The organism is Tepidibacter hydrothermalis (assembly GCF_029542625.1).
GTDB lineage: Bacteria > Bacillota > Clostridia > Peptostreptococcales > Peptostreptococcaceae > Tepidibacter_A > Tepidibacter_A hydrothermalis.
Window position 1 is genome coordinate 14,519 of sequence record NZ_CP120734.1, and the last position, 24,325, is coordinate 38,843.

Here is a 24,325-nt window from a genome sequence, read left to right on the forward strand (position 1 = left end):
CACCTCCTAAACTAAAGCTTTACCATGCAAGAATATTGTATTTAAAGGTAATACAATTTCATAATTATAATAAACATGGAATCTACTTCTTTTATCTGGTTGTCTTTCTATTTTATAGACATTAGGATTTTCTATAATTTCTTTTTCCTCTTGTCCTTTTAACCACGTAAAAGCATCTGACTTAACTTCTCCCATGGCTTTTGGAGAAGCTTTAACTCTAGGATGAAGTGTACTAAGTCTATTTCTAAGACCTTCATCTATATGTTGTTTAACTTTCATAACTGTACCTTCTTGAAACTTATCATCTGCTACTAGTGGAGAAACTGTATCATCTTTTGTATATGTAGAAACCCATCTATCTATATGAATTTTACCGTTTATACTTCTACAAGCTGAAATACCTCCACTATATAAAGCTTCTAAATCAGTATCATCAAGTTTATTATATAACCCTCCAAACAAGTCTCTAGGAAGTTCTATATTATGTATTGGCATAGCAGGATCTAGCTCTAAAGCATCTTGAGCTGCACATGCAGCTGCTAAGTAAATTGAATTATCATTAGTAGTTCCATCCGTTGATAATGGAATACTTCCCCATAAAGTCACTCCTCCATTATTTATAGGAGTTGCTAATGCTACGGTAGAAGACACGTTTAAATCTTTCTCTACACCTAAATGAGAGCGTCTTTCTTTTCTATTCTTTGAAGCTTTATCACAATGATTTCTAATTTCTAAATGAACATCTGCTTTTGTAGTATCAGTTATAACTATCTTTACAGCTTCCTCATTATATAAAACATTAAGAGCTTCTTTATATTCTTCTACACTTATTTCTTTATTCTCAGTTTTTAAAACTGGAACACATACAAGCTTATTTACTCCACTTAATGTTTCAATTTCAACTAACTTAGACATTTCACTATCTTTTCCAAACAAAGTATAAGCATCTTCTTTAATTTGTATTGCATGAGCCTTCGTAGTAGATTCTGTATATACAGTTTGATTTACAGTTGCTACTATTCCTATAGGTAGGCAAGTTCCAGGAAAGCCCATAACTTCTTTTGATACTGTTGATTCACTAAAAACTCCAATTCTTTGAGTATCTGGTATAGTCATCTATTATCTTTAGCGAGAGAATGTAAAACAGCAACAAACCTCTCACTAAATCCACCTCCTTTCATTTTATACGCTTTTTTGTCACTAACAAGTCTGTCTAAATTTTTAATATAATTACATAATATGGTATAATACATAAGATATAAAAAATCATATTAAATTAAAGAAAGGAATTTGTATAATGTATAAAAAACAATTATTTATAGTTTCCTCTTTTTCAGCGATTAATGCAGTATTTGCTATATCTAAATTTATAGATTTTACTTATCTAGACATACCAACTTTTTTTCGTACTCCATTTATATCATTTGTTTTAGTTTTGGCTCACTATTTAGTTGGTATTAAAGATGATGATAAACCTCCTTTGAGTAAAAACATGAAAGAAATAAATACTCTTTTTATTGCTTTAAATATATTTATTGCAGTTATTTCAATTGATAGTCTTCTTTTGGTGTGGGTACCATAATAAAACCGTTATATTTATACAACTAATACACTATTAATTTAGTATTTTTTTAATTTAACTACATAATCTCTTAATCTTATCAAACGGTTCCTTAAATTCTTCCATATACACTATCTAAATTTACTATAAAATTACTAAATATAAGAAATTATCCTTACTATATCTCGCCATGGCTCACTATCTCATCCATGACCTCAAATCTAAATTCTTTCTTCCATAAAACCTTAATTTCAAGAGTGCATCTTGAATGAAATAAATTATTATCATCTGGATCTTCTACTGCAGTTCCTTCTTGAAAACTAAAAAAAGTAATACCTTTATCAGCCATGGCATTACTTTCAAATTCAACGATACTTTGCAATTGTTCTTGTATTCTCTCTATTTCTTCCTCTCCTCCAAGTTTAGGAGAAGTACTGTTCCATATATGCAAATCATAATATATGGTTAGTTGCTTAGCTTGTGTCTCTACAATTTCATTGTTTTCCTCGTCATATTGATCTGACAAGTAATTTGAGAAGGCAATAGTATTAACACTAGCCTTACCCCTTGAAATAGTTATTAAAGTTTTTTTAAGAGGTAAGTCTCTTTTTTCATTTATATAACTTTTTTTAATATCTATATAATCAAATTTAGACTCTAGAAAAGCTTTTATATCATTTTTACAACTTATTAATGGTGAATTGTGATCCATTTAATCACCTTCTATCTAATATATCTTCTATAATACTATTTGCTATCTCTATATACTTTCTAGTATCCATTACATTCCTTACAGCATCATCAAGGTATGGTCTTGCTTCCATTTTTTTAGTACCTTCATGAATCCACCAACTATAATTACAAATTGTAGAATCAGAAAACACCTTATATTTGCCATTACCTAACTTCTTTATTTTAAGAGAACGCTTTAAAGTTCCTGTTATAGATCTAACTGGATACGGTAATTCTATTAGCTTACCCTTATATTTATCTATACTTCTATTAGCTCCATCCACATTTTTTATAGCTTCATCTAGTATCTCTGTAGCTACTTCTTTAGCTATTTCATCCATGGCCTCATCTGTTTCATCAGCCATCATATCAAGTTCTCTTAAAACCTCATCAAGTCCATACACATTACTCATATAAATCACTTCCAAGAGGTTTCAACCTTGCTACATATACAATAGATATATCCCCCAATTTATAAGTATCAGGGCTTAGTATTTGCCACCTCTTATTCTCATATATCAAATAGTCTGTATTGCTTAAATTCAATATATCTATATCAGTTTTACCTATATACATATAATCATCTTTATCAAGTATACCTATTTGAGAAAGAACAGCTTCATTTATCACTTTTCTATCTAAATCTGATTTAGGTAATATGAAAGCTTTAACCTCTATATCTTCAAACCCTGCATCTATATAGCCTTCTTCATCACACTCAGGAGCTTTAGGGTTATCTCTATGCCACTGCGGATTGCAATAACCTGTATTCTGATTGAAACATGGACATCTTTGACCTTTTGAAGCCTTATGAAGTATCGTACTTTGCCCATATCTATTTATATTTTTATCAAATATCCTTTTAGCTTTTTTAGGATTTGCCATGGCTCTCCCCCTTTAATACACAGAACTACCAAAATAAAAACTAGATTCAGTTTTCAAATAAGGATTTAATTTTTCCCATCCACTCTTTATATAGTCTTTTGCTCTTTGACTTCTTGTTTTTACTGAACTATTCTCATTTATTTTTATAATACTTATTCCAATACTTGTTGAATCATCTTCATCATTAGCATAATCCTTTAAAACTTCACCCAAGATTATCTCTTGAGCTCCTAAGTTAATAATAGTCTTTATACTTTCATCTGATGTATTCAAATACTCTTCTTTTATCTTTGATTTAATAAAAGGTATTTGCTCAAGTATAGTATCTTCTATGTCTTTTATATATTCCTCATCTAATTTAGCCTTACTTCTTATCCTCTCTGAATTTACAACAATCAATAATATCACTCCTTAGCCATGGCCATAATAAAAGGGGCTATATGCCCCTACTTCCACTTTAGTACTTTTGCTGATGGTTGGAATAACTTATTAAATCCACCAGTACGAGAAATTACTGTCTTTTCGATTTGTCTATCGATTATCTTATCTGATTCTGTTGTTATACCTTGCTCAACAACTTCTTCAAGACATAATCCTTTGTCTAACCCTACAATACCATCTATTCCTAAATCTTTCACTTGATCTGATCTTACTAGATTAGCTCCAAGTGGAGATATTAACTTACCATCCTTTTGGAAGGTAAACCCTGCTTGTGGATCTTTAAACTCTGGTAAAGTTAATATGTCTTTTAATTGTAGTTTTGGAGCAAGTACAGTATTCATTTCGTAAGGATCAAACTCAGCCCAAAAAGCAATATATTCATCATATGTAAGAGTTCCAGAGGCTCCTCCTATAGTTTCATCTCCAAGAGTAAATATATCAGCTGCATTTTTATTTCCATCTCCACTTATAATTACATTTATAGCATCAAAAGCCATATCAAGTGCTATCTGCTTACCTATTTGTTGAAAGAATATTTCTATTACATTTAATTTTTTTCTTCTTATAGCTTCATAAGTTACATCTAATGTTCTACCATATTTAAATATATCTGTTACCTTTTCTTTTGTTCTAATAGTAGTTGCAGGTATTAAGGCGCCTTCTCCTACACGTCTTAATTGTTTTCTCTTTTTAGAACCTTCTCCATCATCCATATAGATACTCTTATATGTATCAGCATCTATTTTAGAAGTAGTAGCAACTATAGCTGGTAAAATGTTAGCTTTTTCAAGTCCTGTAAGTACTGTTCTTGATATATATTCAGGAAATAAGATAGCACTATCATCTGTAGCAAAGAATTTTTCAACTACATTAGCATTTTTTCCTTTTATATGAATATCAAATCTCTTAAGTTGTCTTTCAAATGCATCTAACCCATCATCATAATTTTTACTTGAATCCACGTCTTCTAAGTATTGAGTAAATGTCTTTCCTTTACTCATGGCTTCTTTATACATTCCTTTTTCTAATCTTAAGTTATCAAATGCTGTATTTGCCATATTTGTTCCCCCCTTATAATATAAATCCTACTATTTTATTTGCAGTGTCTATTGATAAAACAAGATACTCTCTACCGTTTGTTGCATCTACCTTAACTCCTCCACTTGCATCTGCAAGAAGCTTACAATATCCAGCTGTAGGAACTGTACTTGTAGAATACTCGAATTCTACATATCCTTTTATCTGAACTGTTGAGGCTCCATCTTTTCCAACTTTAATTATTTTTCCATGAATAATATCATCATCAGATGGTACAACAATCTTTTTATTTGCTGATACTTTAGCTGCTTTTCCTTCTGCTGTAGAGTCTAATTCACTTGCAAATGTAATATCTAGACTTCCTGCTCCATCAAATCCTATCATTTCAGTGTTTATCATAACTTACTTCCTCCTTACATTTTAAAAGAGCTGTTATCAGCTTCTTTTACTATAGTTTTATTTTCATCTGTATCTTCTTCTCGACTTTTAATTTGAGGAGTAGGAGGATACTTTTCATCAATTTTCTTTTCATACTGTGACTTAAATCCTTTAAGTTCTTCAATATCACATTTATCAAAGACCTTTTCCATTACTTGCTCATTAAAAGCTTCACCTTCTGCCATCTTACCAAGTCTGATACATTCTTTTTTCACATCATCAATGTATTGATCTCCCATTTTTGCTTTTGGCTCAAGGTCTTTCACTTTGTCCTCTGCTGCATTCTTTTCTTTTTCTGCATCCTCAGCTTTCTGAATAGCTTCTTTATAAATTTCTAAATCTTTTTCTATATCAGCTATAGGAATATTTATTTCTGTTGCATTTTCTCCCTTAGCTTTTTCAACCATTTTCTTTAAAAATTCCATTCCTTTTTCACTCCTCTTTGAAATTTTGGCATAAAAAATACTCGGTGTATTATCATCCGAGTTCTTTTCGTGTTTCTGATTTTTTACTTTTTCTTTAACTCTTTCATCTTTTTCAAGTTTTACACCTTTCGTAGTTTCAGCATCAGTATTGCATGGTACAGATACAAAGCTAAATTCATAAGCATCTGTTGGATCTTTCATTCTAAGTCTACAAATATCAGTTACTCCATTGTTAGTATATTCTACTCCTGGCCAATGCTTGCAATTTGAATAATCAAAGAAACTATTTCCACAAATGCTACACTCTAAATCATCTGTACTAAAGCCTATACTAACTTCTTTGTATATTCCAGCATCTATCTTGGCTATTAAATCTTCATTTCCTTGTTTAATTGTATAAGCCCAAGCTTTAAGAACATATAGCTGATCACCTTTGAAGTTAGTTTCTCCTTCTACTACTTCAACTTTACACTTATAAACTCTAGAATGTTGATTACCACTCTTCCAAGCATGATCAAATATACCTGTCTTACCTATGAATAATTTAGATAGTTTATTTAAATCTTTCTTGTCAAAATACTCATTCTCTCTATCTTCATCATTACTTGTTAATATAATAGGATAGATATAAACTTGCTCTGATGTAAGCTCTTTTCTAGTGTATTGGTTAATTTTTTCTAAGTCTTTAGAAGAGATTCTATCTCCTTCCATGGCACCTTTAACCTCAACCATAGCTTTAAGATTCATTCTTGATTTTTGTAACTCTGCTTTACTTTTAGCCATATAATCACCTCCTTAAAATATTTAAGCTACCATATACTCATCATATTGCCTTTTAGTTCTAGGTTTCTTTCTACATCTACAATGCGGATGTGTATCTTCTACTACTCTTGGTGAATCATCTATATGCCACATTTGACCATTAAGACTCCTACATATATGACAAGCATCAGGAGCAGCACTCCATTCACAATATAAAAAACCTTCTGCTTTATATTCAGCCATTTCTCCTCTGTCTATAGCCATGGCTGATTCTGATCTTGCAAGTCTTTCCCAATACCACTTCTCACCTGAAATAGTATTTTTGAATTCTTCTCTTAAAGTTCTAGCCCATACGTTAGGGTTATCTCCTACAGATGTATGTTCAGCCATTATATTTAGTATCTCTTCCTTTTTCTCTTTGGCTTTTGTTTTTACCAATTCCATACCATTGTTTAAAAGTTCCTGGACATATGAATGATTGTAACTGGCTCTTTCTCTATTATTTTCTCTACCTTCTTCTCCATGTTCTTCCTTAGCTGTATTGTTACCTCTTATTATTCCATATGCAAAAGCATTTAGAAGATAGGTCCCATAAGTACCATAATTATTATTGTCACCCTCTCCAAGCATATCTCTTACAAATTGATCTACTGCTTCTTCTACTTTATTCTTATAATCTTCAGGTATATCTTTAGTTTTATTAAATCCTTTTTCTTCTGTAGGCTCTGGAACTAATAATAATATTTTATCTTCTAGCCTTTTAATACATTTCATATATCCTTTTAATGTATCTTTTTCAATTTGAGACTGTTCTTCATCTTCTGGAGTAGAATTAAAAGGACTTTTCAATGATATGTCCTCATTTGCCATGGCATTTTTTAATACTTTATTACTTTGACTATTATTTAAATTTGTATCATCTACTATAGTCACCTCTTTATATGCTTTCTCATATCCAAGTTCTATTGCTGCATCTTCTTGTGATATTATCCCTTCATCTCTCTTTTTGATTGCATTTTCTATTTTCTTACCTTCTGATTGTTGTTTATATAGTTCTGATCTAGCTATTTCAACTAAATCTTGAAGGTTAATATCATCCCATATAATTTCATATGAGAAGTCCTTTCCTGTTACAGTTTTCCACTTATCAATTATGTACTTTATAACTGGCTCAATAACTCCCCTATAGCTTTCAAGCTCACTAGTTAAAAAGTCAGCTTGTTGTTGGCTCATTCTTTCTGTTGTGGACCAGGATAAACCTAAAAGAAAAGGTGGAAGTCCAGTCTTACTCACTAATTGTTCAAGAACTTGTTTTACTGGAACAGATGAATCTAATATCTGATTATCAGCACCTATAACCTTTATTTCTATATCTCCTATACCATAAAAGTCTGCTGCTTTTCCTTTTTTATTAGCTTCCATGGCTTTTCTAAATGATTCTTCAATAATCTTAATACGTTCCTTTACTTGAGTTCCATTTAAAGAATCTTTTTGAGGTTTCATTATAACGCTGTATTTTAAGTTACCAAATCGCTCCCAATTAAGACCCATAGAGTTAAATATCTTTAAAAGTATACCTGTCATAAAAGGCATACTTCTATATAAAGAAACTCCATAAGAACTATCTCCTTCGGGATTAAGTGGAGTAAATAGTATTAGATCTTGATACGGTAGTTCTACAGGTTCCATTTGCCCTTGCTGTACTTGACATATTGCATTTTCAAGTGGATTATCTGTTTTCTTAAGCTTTATAGTTCTTATATCAGCATTCCTAAGGGCACATATATCATTCTTAGCATTATTTAATACGATCTCTCCCACACTATTACCACATTCAATGAGCTGATCTAAATAACTTTGAATGAAACTATGTATACCTTTTTGATTAGAATTAACTTTTATACTCTTAAGAAATTCATCAAGTTCCTTTTGAGCCTTATCATTATTGCATTCAACTTCAAACGTTCCTACAAGTCTTACTATTCTACTTACAGCAGTATCTAACACAGGAATAGCTTCTCTCATGGTTTTATATAATTCATATTCAGCATCAAGTGGTATATAGTTATCTAATATTCCAAATGGGTGAGAAATTCCACTTCTCATTTGAATTGAAAATCCTACATTTTCATCATCTTTACTTTTCTTTTTCCAAAAATCAAGTAGTCCCATTATCTTTTCTCACCTCCCTCTTTTCCTATCTTTCACTTGCCATGGCAAAGAATACATCACTACTACCTTTAGCTATAGCTCTACATCCTTCAAGTGCATCTGGTCCATCGTCATGGTCTGCCATTGGGAAAAACTTTAATTGTTCAAGTAAAAGCTTATGTCTTTTATTAAGCTTTATATATTTGTTTTTTATGTCTGGTTGTAATGTTTGTATCCTCATTACTTTATCAGACGTTTGATAAACTTCTTCTATAGGAAGATATAAGTCTTTACTTGCACTTGTTTTAGCTAATTCTTCTTTTAAAAACCACTGGAATTGATTCGTTTCTGCTCCAAATAAAGTATAACCTCTACCAAATGTAATTCTTAACCAGTTTTCTTTTTCTAAGATATCTTCAATTATATTACTTGGATGTCTTCTCTCTATATCTGCATCAATTACATACATATAACCTGTCTCAGTATCTTTTGCTATAGTTATTATTACAGAATAATCACTTGTTTTGGATTTTCCAAGTGATGGATCTACGAAACCATAGAATGTAAATCTATCTTCTTTAAAATCCATGGCAGCTTCATTGTAATAATCAAACCACTCTTCATTAAATAAGCAATCATCTGGATTTATAGGTTCATTCTGTTCCTCTGAATTAAAGGATGCATCTCCTTCTGATACTTTCATAACCATAAGATCATAATAGTCTAACTTATCTTCCCAAAGGACCTGAGTTCCTTCTAGCATTTTATCTTTGTTAGCAATAAAAAAAGAATAGGCTTCTTCTGCTCTATTCTCATTACTTAAATCTATAAATATATTCTCCCATGTATCCCATAGGTCCTTATTTTTAGCAAATTGGATTACAGCCTTGTATTTCTTTGACTTATAAGCTGGATTACTTAATACTTTAGCTAGTAGTGAATCATAATGAAGTAATGTCCCTATATAGATTATATCTGTGTAATCATCACCAGCTTTTGATACTGCTTTATAAAACCAGTTAGCTAGTTTCTTTCTTTGCTCTATAGTTCTAACATTTTCATCATTTTCTATATCATCCAGGACTATTAAATCAGGTCTCCAGTTTTTATGTTTTCTACCTCTGACCTTTTTCCCTGCTCCTAATGCTTCAAGTTTTATATCTGTTTTGGTAAGAAGTACACTATTCTTCCATACAGGTCCTTTAAATTCTCCAAAGTCCTCTTGTATAAGTTTATTGTCCTCAAACTCATCTCTAATATTTCCTAAGAATCCATCTGCTTGATCCGATGAATCTGAAATAATTAAAATATAGTGTTTATAACCATATACTACTGAGTGAATGGTATCTTTAAAAGTTAGATTAGTTGACTTTGCATGACCCCTTGGAGCTGCAACTGCTCTTTTAACTCCATCCTTTACTTTTATGACTCCCTTTTTCCAAATATCATCTAGTTCTCTATGAAATCGTGGAGTTTTTCTATTAAAGTAATGAGGAAAATATGCCTTTCCAAAGTATTCAAGGTCCATATATCCTAGTTTTCTTCTTATGCCATGGCAACCAGTTAAAGGTTTATCTTTTAGATATTTTCTTAACTCTTCATCCCATGTGTTAGGATATTTTCTCTTGAAATGTTTTTTTAAGTATTTGATGAGTAGCTTCTTTTCTTCTTTAGTCATCTATATCATCTTCCAACAAATCATCTAATTCACTATCATTTAATACTTCTGGTTTAGTTTCTACATTTTCTTTAGTCTTTATTGTTTTTTCTATTTCTAATTTTTCTTTACTCAACTTAAGCTTTTGTTCTTCAATCTCACGTCTAAACTTATCTGGGAATAAATCAAAGTATTTTTCAAGTTTCTCAAGTGCTTTCATTTGATCTAATAGTTTGATTGATACTCCTTCTTTTCCTTGTCTTACTTCTGATATTATTGTTCCATCTACCATAGAGCTATCCTTAAGGTGAAAGAAGTTCTTGATATATTTATTTTCTTTATTTGTCTCTTTATCAATCTTTGTTACTTCTTCATTTCCAAAATCAGCATAGTCTGTTATATCTGCAAAAGCTATTTTTACATATTTATTAACTACATCCATAGCATCAATAAACAACTCTTGAGCCATGGCTCCTTTCAGTTTTCTTATTTCTGCTTTAATCTTAACATTGCTTAGCAACCTAGATCCTTGGACATGAGCACTTTCTTTTGAATACCCTGCCTTTATAGCTGACATAGTTGCATTAAAGCTTTTTATATAGTAAAGACAAAATAATCGTTGTTTTTCAGTAAAATTATTATTTTCTATATCTATATCATCTATAATTATTTCTTGCTTAGCTTCTTTTTTCTTTTGTTCCTTTTTAGTAGCTTTTTTATTAGTAACGTTACTTTTGACTTTTGGTAACGCTCCTTTTAGTTCATCATCCCATTTATCTTGGCTTTTCCATTTTCTAATTTGAGAATCTTTAACTCCTAACTCTGCTGCTATATCTTTTAACTTTACTGATCCTTTGGAATTAAGATATATTTCTCTAGATTTATCTCTATTTGGACTTCTTGCTCTTGCCATCATCACCACCTCAGCCCTAATCGCTTATTTGAGTTGTTTTATTTTAAATACTAAGTTTCTACAATATTTTCCAATTATGAATTTATCCATTAATATTTTCTATAACACAGCAGGTTAAATCTAACTAATCATGCAAAAGAAAAGGGGAATGTAAAATGGATAATTATAATAACAAATTAAATTCTATCAAGCTTGAAATTGAAAATACTAGAAATATGTTAAATGATTTAATAGAACACAAAGGTTTTAATCTTCTAGATTCAGAAGTAATAAAATTAAGTCAATTACTTGATCAATTACTATCAGAGTACGACAAAATTAGAAAATAGTAATTTAGCTTACTAAGCTAAATCAGATTTAACCTGTTGTGTTATTAACTATTTATTCTCTATATTTTTTGCATTAAATATTAGCATAAATAAAAGGCAGGAAACTTAATTCCTACCCTCATAGTCATACTAATATTTACTTATTATATTCCATTACCTCAAAAGATACTATCTTATCTCTAACTATGTAATCTTTTCTACTTTCAAATGGTCCTATATTGTACTCTTTCTCTATTGTATAGCATGGTGTTGATATTTTATTATACCAATCTATAAAGTCATTAACTTCTTTAATTGTCATATCGTACTCTTTTTCTGTTCCTTCTTCCATTGTGATTCTTAGTAAGGCTCTATCTCCTTTGTTGTTTGGCTTAGACTTTTCTGATCCTGTATCTTTTTTGTTAACAAGCTTTTTCATTCTTATGTTGCATTTACTACCATTATATTCATACCAAGTAACATATATTTCATTATTATATGCTACAATTTTAGGCCTACCATCATATTCAGAAGTATCATAGCTTAACGGTCCAACGTCTGCATATATCCAGTTACTTCCATCATAATATTTCATTCTTACACTCTGTTTCTCAATCCAGGCAACATATAGCTTGTCATTGAGTACTGCACCTACAGGGGCACTAGCACCATTCTTACAATCATAATTTAATGATCCATTATCCACTCCAACCCATTTGCTTCCGTTATATTTCTTTACTCTTATTTGCGCTATATTATTTGTTTTATATTCATGCCAAGTAAAATATAACTCATCATTATATACTAATGCATTTGGCTGTCGTGCGTCTTGAGAAGAATCATAATTTAGCGCGCCATTATCTACTTCTACCCATTTAGTTCCATCATATTTTTTCACTCTTATCTTGCTTGAAATCCCTGGTGCTTGTTCTCTCCATATATTATACAACTCATTTTTATACACTATAGATTCTGATTCAATAGACTTAAGAGTGTCCGCTGCTTGTATTTAATATGTTACCTACTTTTCAAAAATTCACGATAAAGCTTCTCGTATTCTCTCATTAAATCTGCTATTTTAGTGATTTCATCCATAGTTGATTGGTGTAATTCACTTGAATAATGGCTTTTAAGACAAAGTTTATGATACTCTATTGCCTTCTTAGCTGAAGAAGTCATTCTACCTGCAACTTCTCGTGCTTCTTCAGAAAAAAAATGTACACTTTCATCATCCAACTTTTCTATAACCTCATTTATTTCTTTTATAGTTTTATCCAACTCTTCTCCTTCTTTTGTAAGTATAGGCGAAGTAACAATATATAGGTTTAACACATCTTTAAATGTACTCTCAAACATATCTGAATATTCTTCAGTTGTAGAAACCTCTTTTTCATCTTGACAACCTATTAAGCTGAAGGTTCCTACTATTGCAACCAATATTAGTAAAATTAATCTTTTCATATGGTACCCCCTTTTTTATAAATATAGTAATTCTAATAAATATTTAATTTCACATAATCAACTTATAATCATTGGACATTATCGGATATTTATAACTTTAATTCCCAAGTTGGATTATACCACTATTTTATACTCCTTGTATATTTGTTCAACAAAAAACAGTAGCTTTGGTTGGCTACTGTTTTGGTAGTTTATATATATTAACATTTAAATTAATTGGCAGAGCGAACAAAATTCATACTTATAGATTCTATTTTATTGGTGCTTGGATTTATACAGAATGAAACTTCATTATCTACCTCATATTCTGTATTTATTTTACCTTCAGTTGCAAAATAATCAATATAATTGTTATACTTACCAGCACCCCTTATTTTTATATATTCATCACCTTCATTACTATTATTTTTTGAAGGATAAACATTATAATTAGGCAGCTTATTTAATAAAGTTTGAACTGTATCTCCAACTTTTATTTTTCTAATAGTGTTGTATTTAGGTGAAGTTACTTCCAAAACCCACACTATATTAGGATCGTCTAGTTGATCAACAAAAATAATCTTTCCAAAATCATATTCATATTCTATTGTAAACGCACCTTCTTCTTCACTTTGTTCGCCTTCATATGTGTAATATTTAATACTCAGTGGTTTTCCAAGTGTTTTTAAAATATCTGCTTCAGTCTTCCCCTTCTTTACAATTGAGATATCCTCAAAATATAAATCTTCCTTTAAATCTCCAAAAACTATATTTTTATAATCCAATTGTTCATGATTTTTAATAAAGTTAATATTATATTTTTCAATATGGCTCAGATTCTCTGCTTTATAAAATGAATCTGCTTCATACCAACTTTTACTTTCGAAATACTCTTTTAACTTTTTATCCTTAAAAACATATCCTTTTCTAGCAAATATTTCATTTCTTGCTAGTTTTAGCTCCCAATCACTCAGATTTTCTAAATCAGATAACACAAGTTTATCTTTGTCACTATTTGATAAAATGTATTCTGATAGATTCTCTTTCCTGTCTGATTCTATTTTATTATTTATACTTTTATCTTCAATATATTCTTTGTTTTGTTTTTTATCATCTATTTCTATATCCTTGCATCCTGTTAAAGAAACTATTAGTATAATTACTATTAAATAGATTATTTTTTTCATCTGCTGATTATCCTCCATCTTCTTTCTATTCCATATAACTTAATAAAAAACTATATATTCTGATATTTTTTCTAATCATCCATGTGATAAATATCTATATTTAGTTCTTCTGCTATTTCTTCTAAATCCTTTATTAAATTAGAATAATTTTTAAACCTTATAATTGGTACAAATTCCTTTAGCTGCTCATGTTGGCTATGACTCTTTTTTATATGTCTAATTTTTATTCCGTATCTGGAAATTCTATTTCCATTAGCAAGTATGTACCCGATTTGTATTGACTTTATTTCATTCCAATAAAGTGTATTACAAGGCTTTTTACTATATATTGAATATAGTTCTATTCCTTTATTGTTCATAATTAACTTTGTTTTTGTAAAAAAATAAATGTGGTATATTGCAGCTGCAGCTAAAAATAAAAAAACAAAAAGAGATATTTCTTCTTTATAATTCTTAGATTGCATATCGTATGAAGTTTGATTTATATAATTGTTTACATCTATTTCTGATGATTGACTAATATTTTTTGTATTACTATAAGTACCTGATACATTATTTAACTCTATTCCTATGCTAATTATATGTCCAACAATAATTAAACTAATAATCGAAAATATAACTAAACACAATAATATCTTTTCTTTTTTAACTTTATATTCTTTATATAGACCATCTATCCTCATTTTTTACCTCCTCTATAAGCATACTTTTTAACATTTGCATTTATGGTATATTCTACCATACCTAACCGCATTATTAAATATTTTGTATAAATATGTAATAATCGAAGGATTTTGAATAACAATCAAGAATTAACTATACCGAAAGAGAATACAGGAGGTTAAAACTATGAGAAACTCAAAAAGAAGAATCTTAAGTATTATTTTATCATTATTCATGATGACTACTAGCTTGTCTTTAGCTCATTCAAGAAGAACAGGTAATAACGGAGGAGATCATGACTACAGGAATAAGAGCGGTTTAGGATCTTATCATTATCACCATGGCTACTCTACCCATTTACATCCAAACGGACAGTGTCAATACGAAAAATTAACTCCAGCTTTTGCACCTAAAAAGGCAACACCTAAAAAAGCACCTGCAGTAAATCCAAATATAAGAAGTGTTTATATTCCAGACTACACTATATCTATAAATGGACAAGCAGTTGATAACTTAAACTCTACATCTCCATTCTTTAGTTATAATAATATAATTTATATTCCATTAACTTGGAATCACGTTAGATGTTTAGGTCTTGAATCTGAATGGAACTCTGTTACTGGCTTAAAGCTTACTACTAGTACATGTAGTGTAAAAGTTTCTGAATTACCCAAAAACAGTATACCTTATAAAGCTAATGGTAGTTATGAAGCTACAAAAACTGATGCTAAAGTATTTATAAACGATGAAGAGTTAACTCAAAGTGAACAGTATCCATTTTTTAACTTCTGGCATATCACTTATATCCCTTTGACTTCTAATAATGCTGCTAAGTTAGGATTACAAACAGAATGGAATGATCAAACTGGATTCTCTATAAACAAAATAGCGAAACAATAATTTATACAATCTAACATAAGAAATTATATATATAAGGGGCTATATTCAATATGAAGTAGCTCCTTTTCTTATTAAATTTTAATCTAAAGCTTAATATGTTTTACCCTAAGATAACATTACTTTATACATATTTAAAGGTGACTTCTATTTTGTATTTTGATAAACAATGATATAATAATTAGAAAATATTGTAAAAATACAAATTCTATTTAGAATACAAAAGGAGTGCTAAAGATGAAACGATTTAAAAAGCTGACTTTAATACTACTCACAATTATTTTTTTTGTAACAACTTCAAATGAATTATATGCTAAAAGTAATAATATCAAGGTGAATATTCCAGATTTTAATGTTTATATAAACGATACATTAATTAATAACATTAATAATAAATACCCTCTAATTACATATAAAAATATAGTGTATATTCCTATAACATGGTCAGATAGTAGATTTCTAGGTTTAGAAACCTATTGGAATGATAAAACTGGTTTAGTTGTAAATAAATCAAATAAATTTTCAAATTATGATATATATGATGACTATATAAATGTTCCAAAGCAAACATATACTGCGCAAAAAGCTACTTTTAAAATAACTGTAAATAACAAACATATTGAAAATAATAAAGAACCTTATCCGTTACTGGTTTTTAGGGATACAACATATTTCCCTTTAACTTGGAGATTTGCTGTAGATGAATTTGGATGGAAATACTCTTTTACAAAAGATGAAGGGTTAAAAATACAATCAGACAATATTACTGACAATAAAGCACACACTATTTTAGCAATCGTGAACAGAACAGCATTCAGTAGTAGTTATAAGATTAAATCAGAAATAGATACTTACTACAATGCCCAAAGAGAAAATAGAATAAATACAGAAGGGATATGTACGAATGAATTTAAAAAAAGTAATTTAGATAATCGAGATAAAGAACTTGAGCAATTATTTTCTCCTTCTATTCCAATTCCACGTGGAAGCGGTGCTCAATTAACTGGATGGAGTTGGAACTATAACTGTGAAAAACCTTCAGAAAATCCTGGCTTTGGCGCAGCTGCTACAGGGCCATGTGTCAGTCACAGTACTTTTCTTTCGTTAGGTGATGGAGCCTTAACTTCGATTAATAATTTTCAAATACTAGGTGATATGAGAAAATCTATTGAAAAAATTGAAAATACTTCAAACGAAAATGATACATATTTGATTACTTTCAATAAAGATTCTAAATATGCAAATCGCAAAATAGAATTAAAAATCAACTGGGATAACCTTGTTTTAAAAACTTTAAATATAAAAGATGGATATACTATTAAATCTGAATTTATAGATGTAGTTAACTAATTAAAACAAAAGGTGTAGGTGTTAGTGCTGGAGTTAAAGGTTTTAGAGTAAGTGCTAATACTAAAGGTGTAAGAACTACTGCATCTATTCCTGGAACAGGTCTTTCTTATTCAAAACAGCATAGTTATAAAAAGAATACTAAGTCTAATAGTAAGAGCTCTACTTATAATAATGTTCACTCTAGTTCATCGAATATAAATAAAAATCCTTTTATAAGTTCTACTTTACCTAGGGAGCTTAAAAGTAAACACTACAATCATAAAACAGTACTTTTATTTGTTGGGATTTTCTTATTCTTATTTGGGTTTGCTCACCCGATCTTGTTCTTACCTGCTTTTGCTTCAATGTTTTGGTCCAGTAAGTGGAGACTTAAAACTGATTGGGTTGAAAAGCATTACTTAAAAGCGTATAAATTCTATACTAGTAAGAAATATGATAGTTGTATTCCTGAATTAGATAAAGTTTTAGAACATCCTAATGCAAATAAAGACTTAGAATTGCTTAAAGCTGAGTGTTACAGTAACTTAGGTAATTCAGATATGGCTTATAGGATATATAAGAAGTACTTTGAGAGTATAGATATCTCTATTCTTTCTGCTTCTGATTATTGGGCTCCTAAAGCTAGTGCTATTGAACTTCTAGTGAATAAGAAGGATTTTGATTTAGCTTTAGTTATAGCTCAGAGTTTACCTGAGGAAAAATTCAATGGCTTTGATTTTAGTTTATGGAAGAATCATATGAAAGGAATGTGCTTCTTAGGTAAAGATCAATATGAGGTTGCTCTTGAGTGTTTTAAAACTGCAGTAGGTAGAAAAAGAAGTATGAACTACCCTTATATTGATTGTCATTACTTTATAAGTTTTATTTATGCTAAGTTAGGTAAGAAAGGTTTGGCTAAGAAAAAATTCCAAAGAGTCTATGCAGCTGATCCTACATATAAAAATGTTTCTGATTTTATGGATGCTATTGAATCTGATAGTAGATTGAATATTAGTTTATTATAATAAAAACGTTTACTTATTTTGTAGAGGTTTTTATTTAATTTTAAAGCGTTTATTTAATATGTAAATCACAAAAATCATTAAAAATATCAATTAGCCGTAATTGGACCTCTAGTCTTTCTGATTCTAAGTCACAAGCCGATTGTCCTTACAAAAGATATACTCCACCACGATAGGAGGTTTTTTAATGCCCTTTAGTAAAAAAGAAAAATCATTGTTTTTTATTACACTTTTAATAGCGTTGCTTTCTTATTCTGTAATTAGTTTAAGTCATACTTTTTCATATCAGCTTATTGGTATGTGGATTATTTTAATAGATTATACCGTATTTTTATTTTTTTCTCAGTTTAAGCATAACACCCTGTCTATTGTATCCAATATTTCGTTTTATTGTTTATTATACGGGATTACAAATTTATATTCATTATTACAAATTAAGATAGATACTCTTAATTTTAATACAAAACTATTTTTTATAATTTTTTTAATTTATTTATTACTTATTTTTATAAATATAATAAATTTCTGTATAAATTTTCATTCAAATAAAAAACACACTAAATCTATAGTCAATATTTTAATCTTAATATTTAATTATTTGCTAATAGTCTTTATAATAATATATGGTTTTAGCACCATATATGACAATTATTACGGTTGTAGTGAAAACAATTTTATTATCTCATCGTCTTGGAGTGATCTTACATCTTTTTATTATAGCTCTGTAACTTTCTTTACTGTTGGTTATGGGGATATAGTTCCTAATACTGATATGTTAAAAGTTATTTCTGTATCTGAAATGATATTATCTTCTATAATAAATCTAATTTTTATACCTATTACTTTTATATTTATACAAAAAGAACTTGACGTACTGTTAGATAATAAATAGTTATATTTTTTAAACTTATAAATTAAGATCCTTTCAATTAAGTTAAATGGAAACTTTTACTTTTTTAGTAAAAGTTTCTATTTTTATCATTGATTAATTAATACTATTCTTTTCATATTTTTCTTTAGTTTTTTTATATCTTCGTTACAATCTAAAATATGCATTCTTTTATGACAATTAGGACATAGAGCTACAGTATTATCTATAGAATCTTCTCCTCCTCTAGATAACCACTCTATATGATGTGTTTCTAAGTAAGGCTCACCTTTGTTATTGTTAAAAGGAGCCTTCTGCCCACATAACTGACAAATGCCATTAGCTCTCCTTTTAGCTAGCTCTGCTACATGTTCGTCTCTGTCATATACAACAGTATTTACATTCCTAGTTCCTGATCTTTTTCTAGCTCTCTTTGCTTTTTCTAAAAGTTCTTTATCAGATAATTTTTTAGCTTTTTTTTCTTTCTTGTCTTTATTTTTCTTATATGAATTATCTTTGATTACTACATCTTGATTTTCATTACATCTTTTTAAAGGAAATACCCAAACATTTCTTATATCATTATTCTTATCTGTTTGCTCTTCTTGGTATGGTTCATCGTATAATTCAACTTGACCTTCAAAAACATATTTTCCTTCTTCAAACACTTCAAATAAATACACTTTAATATCTGTATCATTTGATTGATATAATACCTTGTTCTGAGCATAATCTAAACTTTGGTGTCCAACTTGGCCCATACCTGTATAATGAAATATGCCATCTATCCATCTATCCTCATATAAAGCTTTTGTATGATCAGAAATTATAGATAATGTATTAGTTTTATGAGCTCTTCTCATTCCTGATGAGTTACTACACTTAAATGTATACATTAACTGATTGTTCGTAAGTACATCCGATACTTTTAAATTTTCAATTCTATTTTTAATCATTTTTGATTCTGAAAGCTCAATGTATCCTTTTAACTGCTCATTATTATCTAATTTTATAGGACCTCTGATAGGACCATTTAAACCATTATCTCTCATTAATTCATAAGTCATTAAATTTTCTTTATCTTGATCAAAATAATCAATCATTTTTAATCTTATATAATCTCCACAGTTATCTCCATCCATTCTATCAATATTAATAACATAATCACCGTCATCTATAAATTCTTCAGGATTTATTTCAATAACTTTAGTTTTGATTGCTATATTCTTAATTTCATATCCTATATATATGTATACTATGTCATTAACATCAGCATTACTTTTCATGCTCCAATCCAATTGACCTAAATCCTTAAATGCTCTAATTACATCATACTCATTTGGATCTGCTGAATAAATCCAAGTATTTATCATAATACATATTCCTCCTATATTTAAATCCTATTATTTGCCACAAAGTATAAAATTTCTACATGAATAGTGTATATTCCTTCTAAAATTTACCTATTAAGTAAATTTTGCTTGTCTTCCATTACCTAAACAGTAATCTTTTCTAATCAGTTTCTTCTGTATGCTATAAATAAACTTATTTTTACTATAGTTAATCTCAAAACAAGTTAAATGTAAGAATATACTTTTAGGTAAAAAAGTGAATCTATTAAAAATTAAGTCTAGACGTGCATTCTACTGTAATTCCCCTCAATAATAAAATCTGCCATATCAGTTATCTCAACCATGGCAGATTTCAATTAATCCTATCTATTCAGTTCTCTAACTAAAACTTCTTTTCCCTCAAAAGCAATTCCGAGCTCTAGTATATTTTTTATTCCTCTATCTACTAATTCCTGTCTATAATTTCTATCTTTTATTTGAACTATAGCTTTATCAACTGCTGTTTCAAGAGTTTCTTTTCTTCTTTTGCTTACTTTTTTAAATTCTATTATTACCCCAAGTTTAGTTTTATCTTTAGGGATAACCATTATATCGTATCTTCCATAACCACTCTCTCTATTTGATTTAACTTCATACTCTTCATTTAAAGCAACTAATATTCCAAGTACAAATGCATGATAAAACTTTTCACTCTCATCTATATCAAAATAGCTTGCACTTTTTATTAAATATTCACTAAGTATTTCTTCAAATGTTTCTATATCACCTGTTGTTAGGCTTTTTAACATATAGTTGAATTTTTCATTATTAATACTTTCCTTGAACCAAGACATTATTATCTCTTCATATAAGTACTTTACTTCAAGATTTGGTATTTCTAATGTGCAAAAACTTCTTCCCATTTTTAAATCTTCTTTTATAACCTTTAAGTATCCACTAAATAATAAAAAGCTCCATACATTCTCTGCTCCATTTTCTATTTCTTTCATTACTATATCTTCATTTATCTGTTTTACAATAGTTTTTTCTTGTATTAACTCTTCAAGTTCTTTTTTTACGGTTTCTCCTGCTTTTGTAAGTACTATCTTAACTAAATCATTGCTGCTTGTATTTACCCAATAAGGTCTAAATCCATCATTATGATTTTTTATGTAATTAAGTATTGACCAAGGATTGTATATTACATTATCACCAAAGTTATATCCGTTGTACCATTTTTTTATATCATCTATTTTATACTCTATATTGTAATACTTTAGAATTTGCTCTACTTGTTCTTGTGAAAATCCAAAATGCTTAGTATAATGTTTTTTGAGTATTGTACATACATGTAAGTTATTAAGACCTGAAAATATACTTTCTTTCGCTATTCTTAGTATCCCAGTTAATATTCCTCTTTTTAAATATTCATTATCTTTAAGAGCGCTGCTTAAAAACACTCTCATGAATTCAATTATTTTATCATAGTAATTATCTAAGTAACCACTTTGAATAGGTACATCATATTCATCTATTAATACTATAGCCTTTTCATTATGATATTCACATAAATATTTTGTAAGCATTTTTAAGCTTTGACAAAGTTCTACCATATTAACATTTCCACTTATTACTTTATTATAGTAGTTTGTTTGTAATTCACTCAAAAAATTTTCTTTTATAAGATAGTCATGTTTTTCATATAATGAACTTATTAATGTTTTTATTCCGTTATCACAATCTTCCCAATTAGAAAACTTTATATCTTTAAACGTTATATATATAACTGGATACTTTCCTTGAGTGTCCATTATTTCTTTGAACTCATTTATTTTTAAATCCTTAAATAGATATTTATTATCTACCTTTGTCTTTTCAAAGAAATATTTAAGTATGCTCATATTAAGAGTTTTACCAAATCGTCTAGGTCTTGGAATCAATATAACTTCTGAACCATCATCTATTATTTCTTTTATAAATAAGCTTTTGTCTACATAATAATGACCTTCATCTATTAATTTTTTAAAATTACTTATTCCAATAGGTAATTTTTTCATATATTTCTCTCCTCTAGTTTAAGGTTATTCCTTTATTATAGCATACTTAGTAGGAAAAAATACCATGACTCATTTCAACAACAACTCTTCTTATTGTATATTTTAAAGAAAAAAATCCTCTACTTATTTTGAGAGGATTTACGCATATTTTATTACATATTCATTTACAGTAGCCTTAAATATAAATCTAAAGTTCTATTTACTTCTTCAACTACTAATTCTATACAATCATCATTTTGGTTTGTTGTATGTACTTTATCAAGAGCACTAGTGCTGCTCTTTGTATTAGATGCAATGTTTGAGATTCATTATTATACCAATCTATTAATCTTTCCATCTCTTCTTTAATAAGCATTGGTTCTAGTGGTTCATACTTTGCTCCTGCAATAATTACCTTTTGATCTATATATACTCCTGCATATTCATCGTCTATTGCTTTTAAAACAAGTCTATGAATATTATTTATCTGCCACTCACAAAACGGTTCATTTTTTCTTACTATATCTTCTACATAAAGTATTGCTTCTTTATGATTCACTACTTCAAGATGTTCTCTTGCTATCTATTGTAGTAACTTTTGATTTAAGAATGTAAAAAAGCCATGGCACCTAATCAATGCCACAGCTTCAATCTCTTCAAATCAATCTCTCATCATATATATTCAAAAGCCCAACCTTATTGATTCTTTCATACAATACATCAGGATCTGTTGTATACAAATTTCTTTCCTTCATTCTTTCAAAGAAAATAGATCCTGCGAATGTGAATCTTAATTTGTCTCCACCTTCTTTATACATAATTTCATTTGCATAAGACACTATATCCCCAATAACTGTATTTGCAGGAAGCTGTAATAGAGGAATGCCTATCATATTTCTAACACTATTATGACCAGCTAGATATCCTGTGCATATAGCCTCAGTATGACCTACATAAAGACCACATTTTTCTCCAGCAACAAACAAATTGTTAAGACCAATAACCTTTAAATTATTATTTCTTGGAGCAATAGATAGATATCTTATAGAGTTACCTATACCCGCTGAATACGGATCTTCAAATTTTACATTTTCAAATCCTTTTATCCTTCTAAGCTTTTCTAAAGGATAAAAAGGAGCCATTAATTTTGCGTGTCCTGTATCTAGAAGAACTAGATTTTTAGCAAATGCTTCTAATGCATACTGTTGACATACTTTTATATCTAATTTTTCTTCATTAATCTCTTCTTTTGGAAGTGGTACTATACAAACCCCATTTTTATTTAGTTCTTCTCTTATTTCATCACTTAAAGATTCTTTATTAAGTTTTATAGAACCACTAAAGGCACCATAGGTTCCGTTTTTTCTCTTTCCGATTATATCTTCTATCCCACATTTTTTAGTAATACTAACTCTTCCTCCAAATGAAGGACATCTTAAAACACACATAGAACATCCATTTCCGTATTTTAAACAATTTCCCATAGGACCAGTTGTTCCTGTTGTCTCTACGAATGAATCCGCCATAATATTAGTATCATTATCAAGCTTTATATATTTAATAGTTTTATCTTCAACATATGCATCTATAACTCTTGTTCTAAATATTATTTTTATTCCCATATCAATTAATTTATTTCTAACCGCGCTCTCTATCAGTGTCACGTCATACAAGCTGGCATGAGCACAGTTGATAGTATTGCGACCATTCCAAAATATATTAACCTTACATTACAGCCTGAGAAACTTGAGTCATATGAACTTTCAAGTTCTGATACTATTGGGGAACGTATTAAAAAGCTTAGAATGAATAAAAATCTAAAGCCTAAACAATTAGGTGACTTAATAAATATTACCGGCTCTGGTATAGCCAATTACGAAAATGGTACTGCACGTCCTTCAAGAAAAGTTTTAATTAATCTTTTCAATGTTTTAGGAGAAGAAGTTCTTTGTGATAGTTATTCTAAATTTATTATAAAGGATTATGGAAATCTGATGAAGAAGTGGAGAGAAAAGAATAAGTTTAAAATTTATGAAGCTATTAAAATATTAGGTGTATCTGAAAATACATATATAGATTGGGAAAAACAAAGAGCAGTTATAAGTAGAAGAATGTACTACAAGCTCATTCACTTTTTCAATGAAATAGATGCATAAATAAAAACTATTAACATTATCATATACTATATTAATGTAGGAAATTAATTATTTTGATTCTTCATCTAATATATTTTTGTTAATC

General features: G+C 29.1%; 26 protein-coding genes and 1 pseudogene. 8 read left to right on the forward strand and 19 right to left on the reverse strand.

All coding sequences use genetic code 11. From position 1 onward, the window contains the following. Nucleotides 1-6 precede the first annotated feature (6 nt). Complete coding sequence (locus tag P4S50_RS19965; protein WP_277734863.1) at nucleotides 7-1,116, reverse strand: hypothetical protein; 1,110 nt, start codon at nucleotides 1,114-1,116, stop codon at nucleotides 7-9. 181 nt (nucleotides 1,117-1,297) lie between these two features. Between P4S50_RS19965 and P4S50_RS19970 the strand changes: the two genes are divergently transcribed. Beyond that, the gene (locus P4S50_RS19970; RefSeq protein WP_277734864.1) at nucleotides 1,298-1,582 is read left to right on the forward strand and encodes a hypothetical protein; all 285 of its coding nucleotides are present in this window, start codon (nucleotides 1,298-1,300) and stop codon (nucleotides 1,580-1,582) included. Between the two features lie 157 nt (nucleotides 1,583-1,739). Here the strand turns inward: P4S50_RS19970 and P4S50_RS19975 are convergent, their stop codons facing one another. The 10 genes from P4S50_RS19975 to P4S50_RS20020 are packed head-to-tail and all read right to left on the reverse strand — an operon-like array spanning nucleotide 1,740 to nucleotide 11,003. After that, nucleotides 1,740-2,273: a hypothetical protein gene (locus P4S50_RS19975; protein WP_277734865.1), complete on the reverse strand. Its 534-nt coding sequence runs from the start codon at nucleotides 2,271-2,273 to the stop codon at nucleotides 1,740-1,742. Between the two features lie 4 nt (nucleotides 2,274-2,277). Next, nucleotides 2,278-2,706: an HK97 gp10 family phage protein gene (locus P4S50_RS19980; RefSeq protein ID WP_277734866.1), complete on the reverse strand. Its 429-nt coding sequence runs from the start codon at nucleotides 2,704-2,706 to the stop codon at nucleotides 2,278-2,280. Next, the gene (locus P4S50_RS19985; protein WP_277734867.1) at nucleotides 2,699-3,178 is read right to left on the reverse strand and encodes a hypothetical protein; all 480 of its coding nucleotides are present in this window, start codon (nucleotides 3,176-3,178) and stop codon (nucleotides 2,699-2,701) included. The genes P4S50_RS19980 and P4S50_RS19985 overlap by 8 nt, the downstream gene beginning before the upstream one ends. Nucleotides 3,179-3,190: 12 nt before the next feature. Continuing rightward, nucleotides 3,191-3,577 (reverse strand): hypothetical protein, encoded by a 387-nt coding sequence (locus P4S50_RS19990; protein ID WP_277734868.1) that lies wholly within the window; start codon nucleotides 3,575-3,577, stop codon nucleotides 3,191-3,193. A gap of 47 nt (nucleotides 3,578-3,624) precedes the next feature. After that, a complete protein-coding gene (locus P4S50_RS19995) occupies nucleotides 3,625-4,677 on the reverse strand; it encodes a phage major capsid protein (RefSeq protein ID WP_277734869.1) in 1,053 nt (350 codons plus the stop codon). A gap of 13 nt (nucleotides 4,678-4,690) precedes the next feature. After that, complete coding sequence (locus P4S50_RS20000; protein WP_277734870.1) at nucleotides 4,691-5,056, reverse strand: hypothetical protein; 366 nt, start codon at nucleotides 5,054-5,056, stop codon at nucleotides 4,691-4,693. A 14-nt stretch (nucleotides 5,057-5,070) separates the two neighbouring features. After that, complete coding sequence (locus tag P4S50_RS20005) at nucleotides 5,071-6,303, reverse strand: XkdF-like putative serine protease domain-containing protein (protein WP_277734812.1); 1,233 nt, start codon at nucleotides 6,301-6,303, stop codon at nucleotides 5,071-5,073. A 21-nt stretch (nucleotides 6,304-6,324) separates the two neighbouring features. Further along, entirely contained in the window at nucleotides 6,325-8,454 is a 2,130-nt protein-coding gene (locus P4S50_RS20010) for a minor capsid protein (protein WP_277734814.1), read from the reverse strand. A gap of 25 nt (nucleotides 8,455-8,479) precedes the next feature. After that, complete coding sequence (gene terL / locus P4S50_RS20015; RefSeq protein WP_277734816.1) at nucleotides 8,480-10,111, reverse strand: phage terminase large subunit; 1,632 nt, start codon at nucleotides 10,109-10,111, stop codon at nucleotides 8,480-8,482. Continuing rightward, nucleotides 10,104-11,003, reverse strand: coding sequence for a terminase small subunit (locus tag P4S50_RS20020; protein WP_277734818.1), 900 nt, complete (start codon nucleotides 11,001-11,003; stop codon nucleotides 10,104-10,106). Before P4S50_RS20020 ends, terL begins: the two co-directional genes overlap by 8 nt. Before the next feature lie 155 nt (nucleotides 11,004-11,158). Between P4S50_RS20020 and P4S50_RS20025 the strand changes: the two genes are divergently transcribed. After that, on the forward strand, nucleotides 11,159-11,332 hold the full coding sequence (locus P4S50_RS20025) for a Spo0E family sporulation regulatory protein-aspartic acid phosphatase (RefSeq protein ID WP_277734820.1): 174 nt from the start codon (nucleotides 11,159-11,161) through the stop codon (nucleotides 11,330-11,332). A 136-nt stretch (nucleotides 11,333-11,468) separates the two neighbouring features. Here P4S50_RS20025 and P4S50_RS20030 read toward each other — a convergent pair whose 3' ends face one another. The 4 genes from P4S50_RS20030 to P4S50_RS20045 all read right to left on the reverse strand — a co-directional run bounded on the left by P4S50_RS20030 (nucleotide 11,469) and on the right by P4S50_RS20045 (nucleotide 14,621). Continuing rightward, on the reverse strand, nucleotides 11,469-12,275 hold the full coding sequence (locus tag P4S50_RS20030) for a hypothetical protein (protein WP_277734822.1): 807 nt from the start codon (nucleotides 12,273-12,275) through the stop codon (nucleotides 11,469-11,471). 53 nt (nucleotides 12,276-12,328) lie between these two features. After that, complete coding sequence (locus P4S50_RS20035) at nucleotides 12,329-12,772, reverse strand: hypothetical protein (protein ID WP_277734824.1); 444 nt, start codon at nucleotides 12,770-12,772, stop codon at nucleotides 12,329-12,331. A 212-nt stretch (nucleotides 12,773-12,984) separates the two neighbouring features. Further along, nucleotides 12,985-13,938 (reverse strand): YARHG domain-containing protein, encoded by a 954-nt coding sequence (locus P4S50_RS20040; RefSeq protein ID WP_277734826.1) that lies wholly within the window; start codon nucleotides 13,936-13,938, stop codon nucleotides 12,985-12,987. Between the two features lie 71 nt (nucleotides 13,939-14,009). Then, a complete protein-coding gene (locus tag P4S50_RS20045; protein ID WP_277734828.1) occupies nucleotides 14,010-14,621 on the reverse strand; it encodes a hypothetical protein in 612 nt (203 codons plus the stop codon). A 166-nt stretch (nucleotides 14,622-14,787) separates the two neighbouring features. Between P4S50_RS20045 and P4S50_RS20050 the strand changes: the two genes are divergently transcribed. The 5 genes and pseudogenes from P4S50_RS20050 to P4S50_RS20070 all read left to right on the forward strand — a co-directional run bounded on the left by P4S50_RS20050 (nucleotide 14,788) and on the right by P4S50_RS20070 (nucleotide 18,741). Continuing rightward, nucleotides 14,788-15,501, forward strand: a complete 714-nt coding sequence (locus P4S50_RS20050; RefSeq protein WP_277734829.1) for a hypothetical protein — start codon at nucleotides 14,788-14,790, stop codon at nucleotides 15,499-15,501. A gap of 234 nt (nucleotides 15,502-15,735) precedes the next feature. Next, nucleotides 15,736-16,848, forward strand: coding sequence for a hypothetical protein (locus P4S50_RS20055; protein WP_277734831.1), 1,113 nt, complete (start codon nucleotides 15,736-15,738; stop codon nucleotides 16,846-16,848). Next, nucleotides 16,848-16,913 (forward strand): annotated as a pseudogene (locus P4S50_RS20295) (hypothetical protein); the annotation flags it as partial. The gene P4S50_RS20055 and the pseudogene P4S50_RS20295, both read left to right, overlap by 1 nt. Nucleotides 16,914-17,168: 255 nt before the next feature. Further along, the gene (locus tag P4S50_RS20065; RefSeq protein WP_277734833.1) at nucleotides 17,169-17,852 is read left to right on the forward strand and encodes a tetratricopeptide repeat protein; all 684 of its coding nucleotides are present in this window, start codon (nucleotides 17,169-17,171) and stop codon (nucleotides 17,850-17,852) included. A gap of 184 nt (nucleotides 17,853-18,036) precedes the next feature. Continuing rightward, nucleotides 18,037-18,741 carry a potassium channel family protein gene (locus tag P4S50_RS20070; RefSeq protein WP_277734834.1) on the forward strand — a complete coding sequence of 235 codons (705 nt, stop codon included), beginning with the start codon at nucleotides 18,037-18,039 and terminating at the stop codon, nucleotides 18,739-18,741. An 86-nt stretch (nucleotides 18,742-18,827) separates the two neighbouring features. On the opposite strand, the gene P4S50_RS20075 is transcribed toward P4S50_RS20070, so the two are convergent. The 4 genes from P4S50_RS20075 to P4S50_RS20090 form a co-directional block, all read right to left on the reverse strand. Continuing rightward, nucleotides 18,828-20,090 carry an HNH endonuclease gene (locus tag P4S50_RS20075; protein ID WP_277734835.1) on the reverse strand — a complete coding sequence of 421 codons (1,263 nt, stop codon included), beginning with the start codon at nucleotides 20,088-20,090 and terminating at the stop codon, nucleotides 18,828-18,830. A gap of 341 nt (nucleotides 20,091-20,431) precedes the next feature. Beyond that, entirely contained in the window at nucleotides 20,432-22,105 is a 1,674-nt protein-coding gene (locus P4S50_RS20080; protein ID WP_277734836.1) for an AAA family ATPase, read from the reverse strand. 220 nt (nucleotides 22,106-22,325) lie between these two features. Beyond that, entirely contained in the window at nucleotides 22,326-22,643 is a 318-nt protein-coding gene (locus tag P4S50_RS20085) for a Fic family protein (RefSeq protein ID WP_277734838.1), read from the reverse strand. A 97-nt stretch (nucleotides 22,644-22,740) separates the two neighbouring features. Beyond that, the gene (locus tag P4S50_RS20090; protein ID WP_331489742.1) at nucleotides 22,741-23,757 is read right to left on the reverse strand and encodes an FAD-dependent oxidoreductase; all 1,017 of its coding nucleotides are present in this window, start codon (nucleotides 23,755-23,757) and stop codon (nucleotides 22,741-22,743) included. A gap of 6 nt (nucleotides 23,758-23,763) precedes the next feature. On the opposite strand from P4S50_RS20090, the gene P4S50_RS20095 reads away from it, so the two are divergent. After that, nucleotides 23,764-24,240, forward strand: a complete 477-nt coding sequence (locus P4S50_RS20095; protein ID WP_277734840.1) for a helix-turn-helix transcriptional regulator — start codon at nucleotides 23,764-23,766, stop codon at nucleotides 24,238-24,240. Nucleotides 24,241-24,325: the final 85 nt, after the last annotated feature.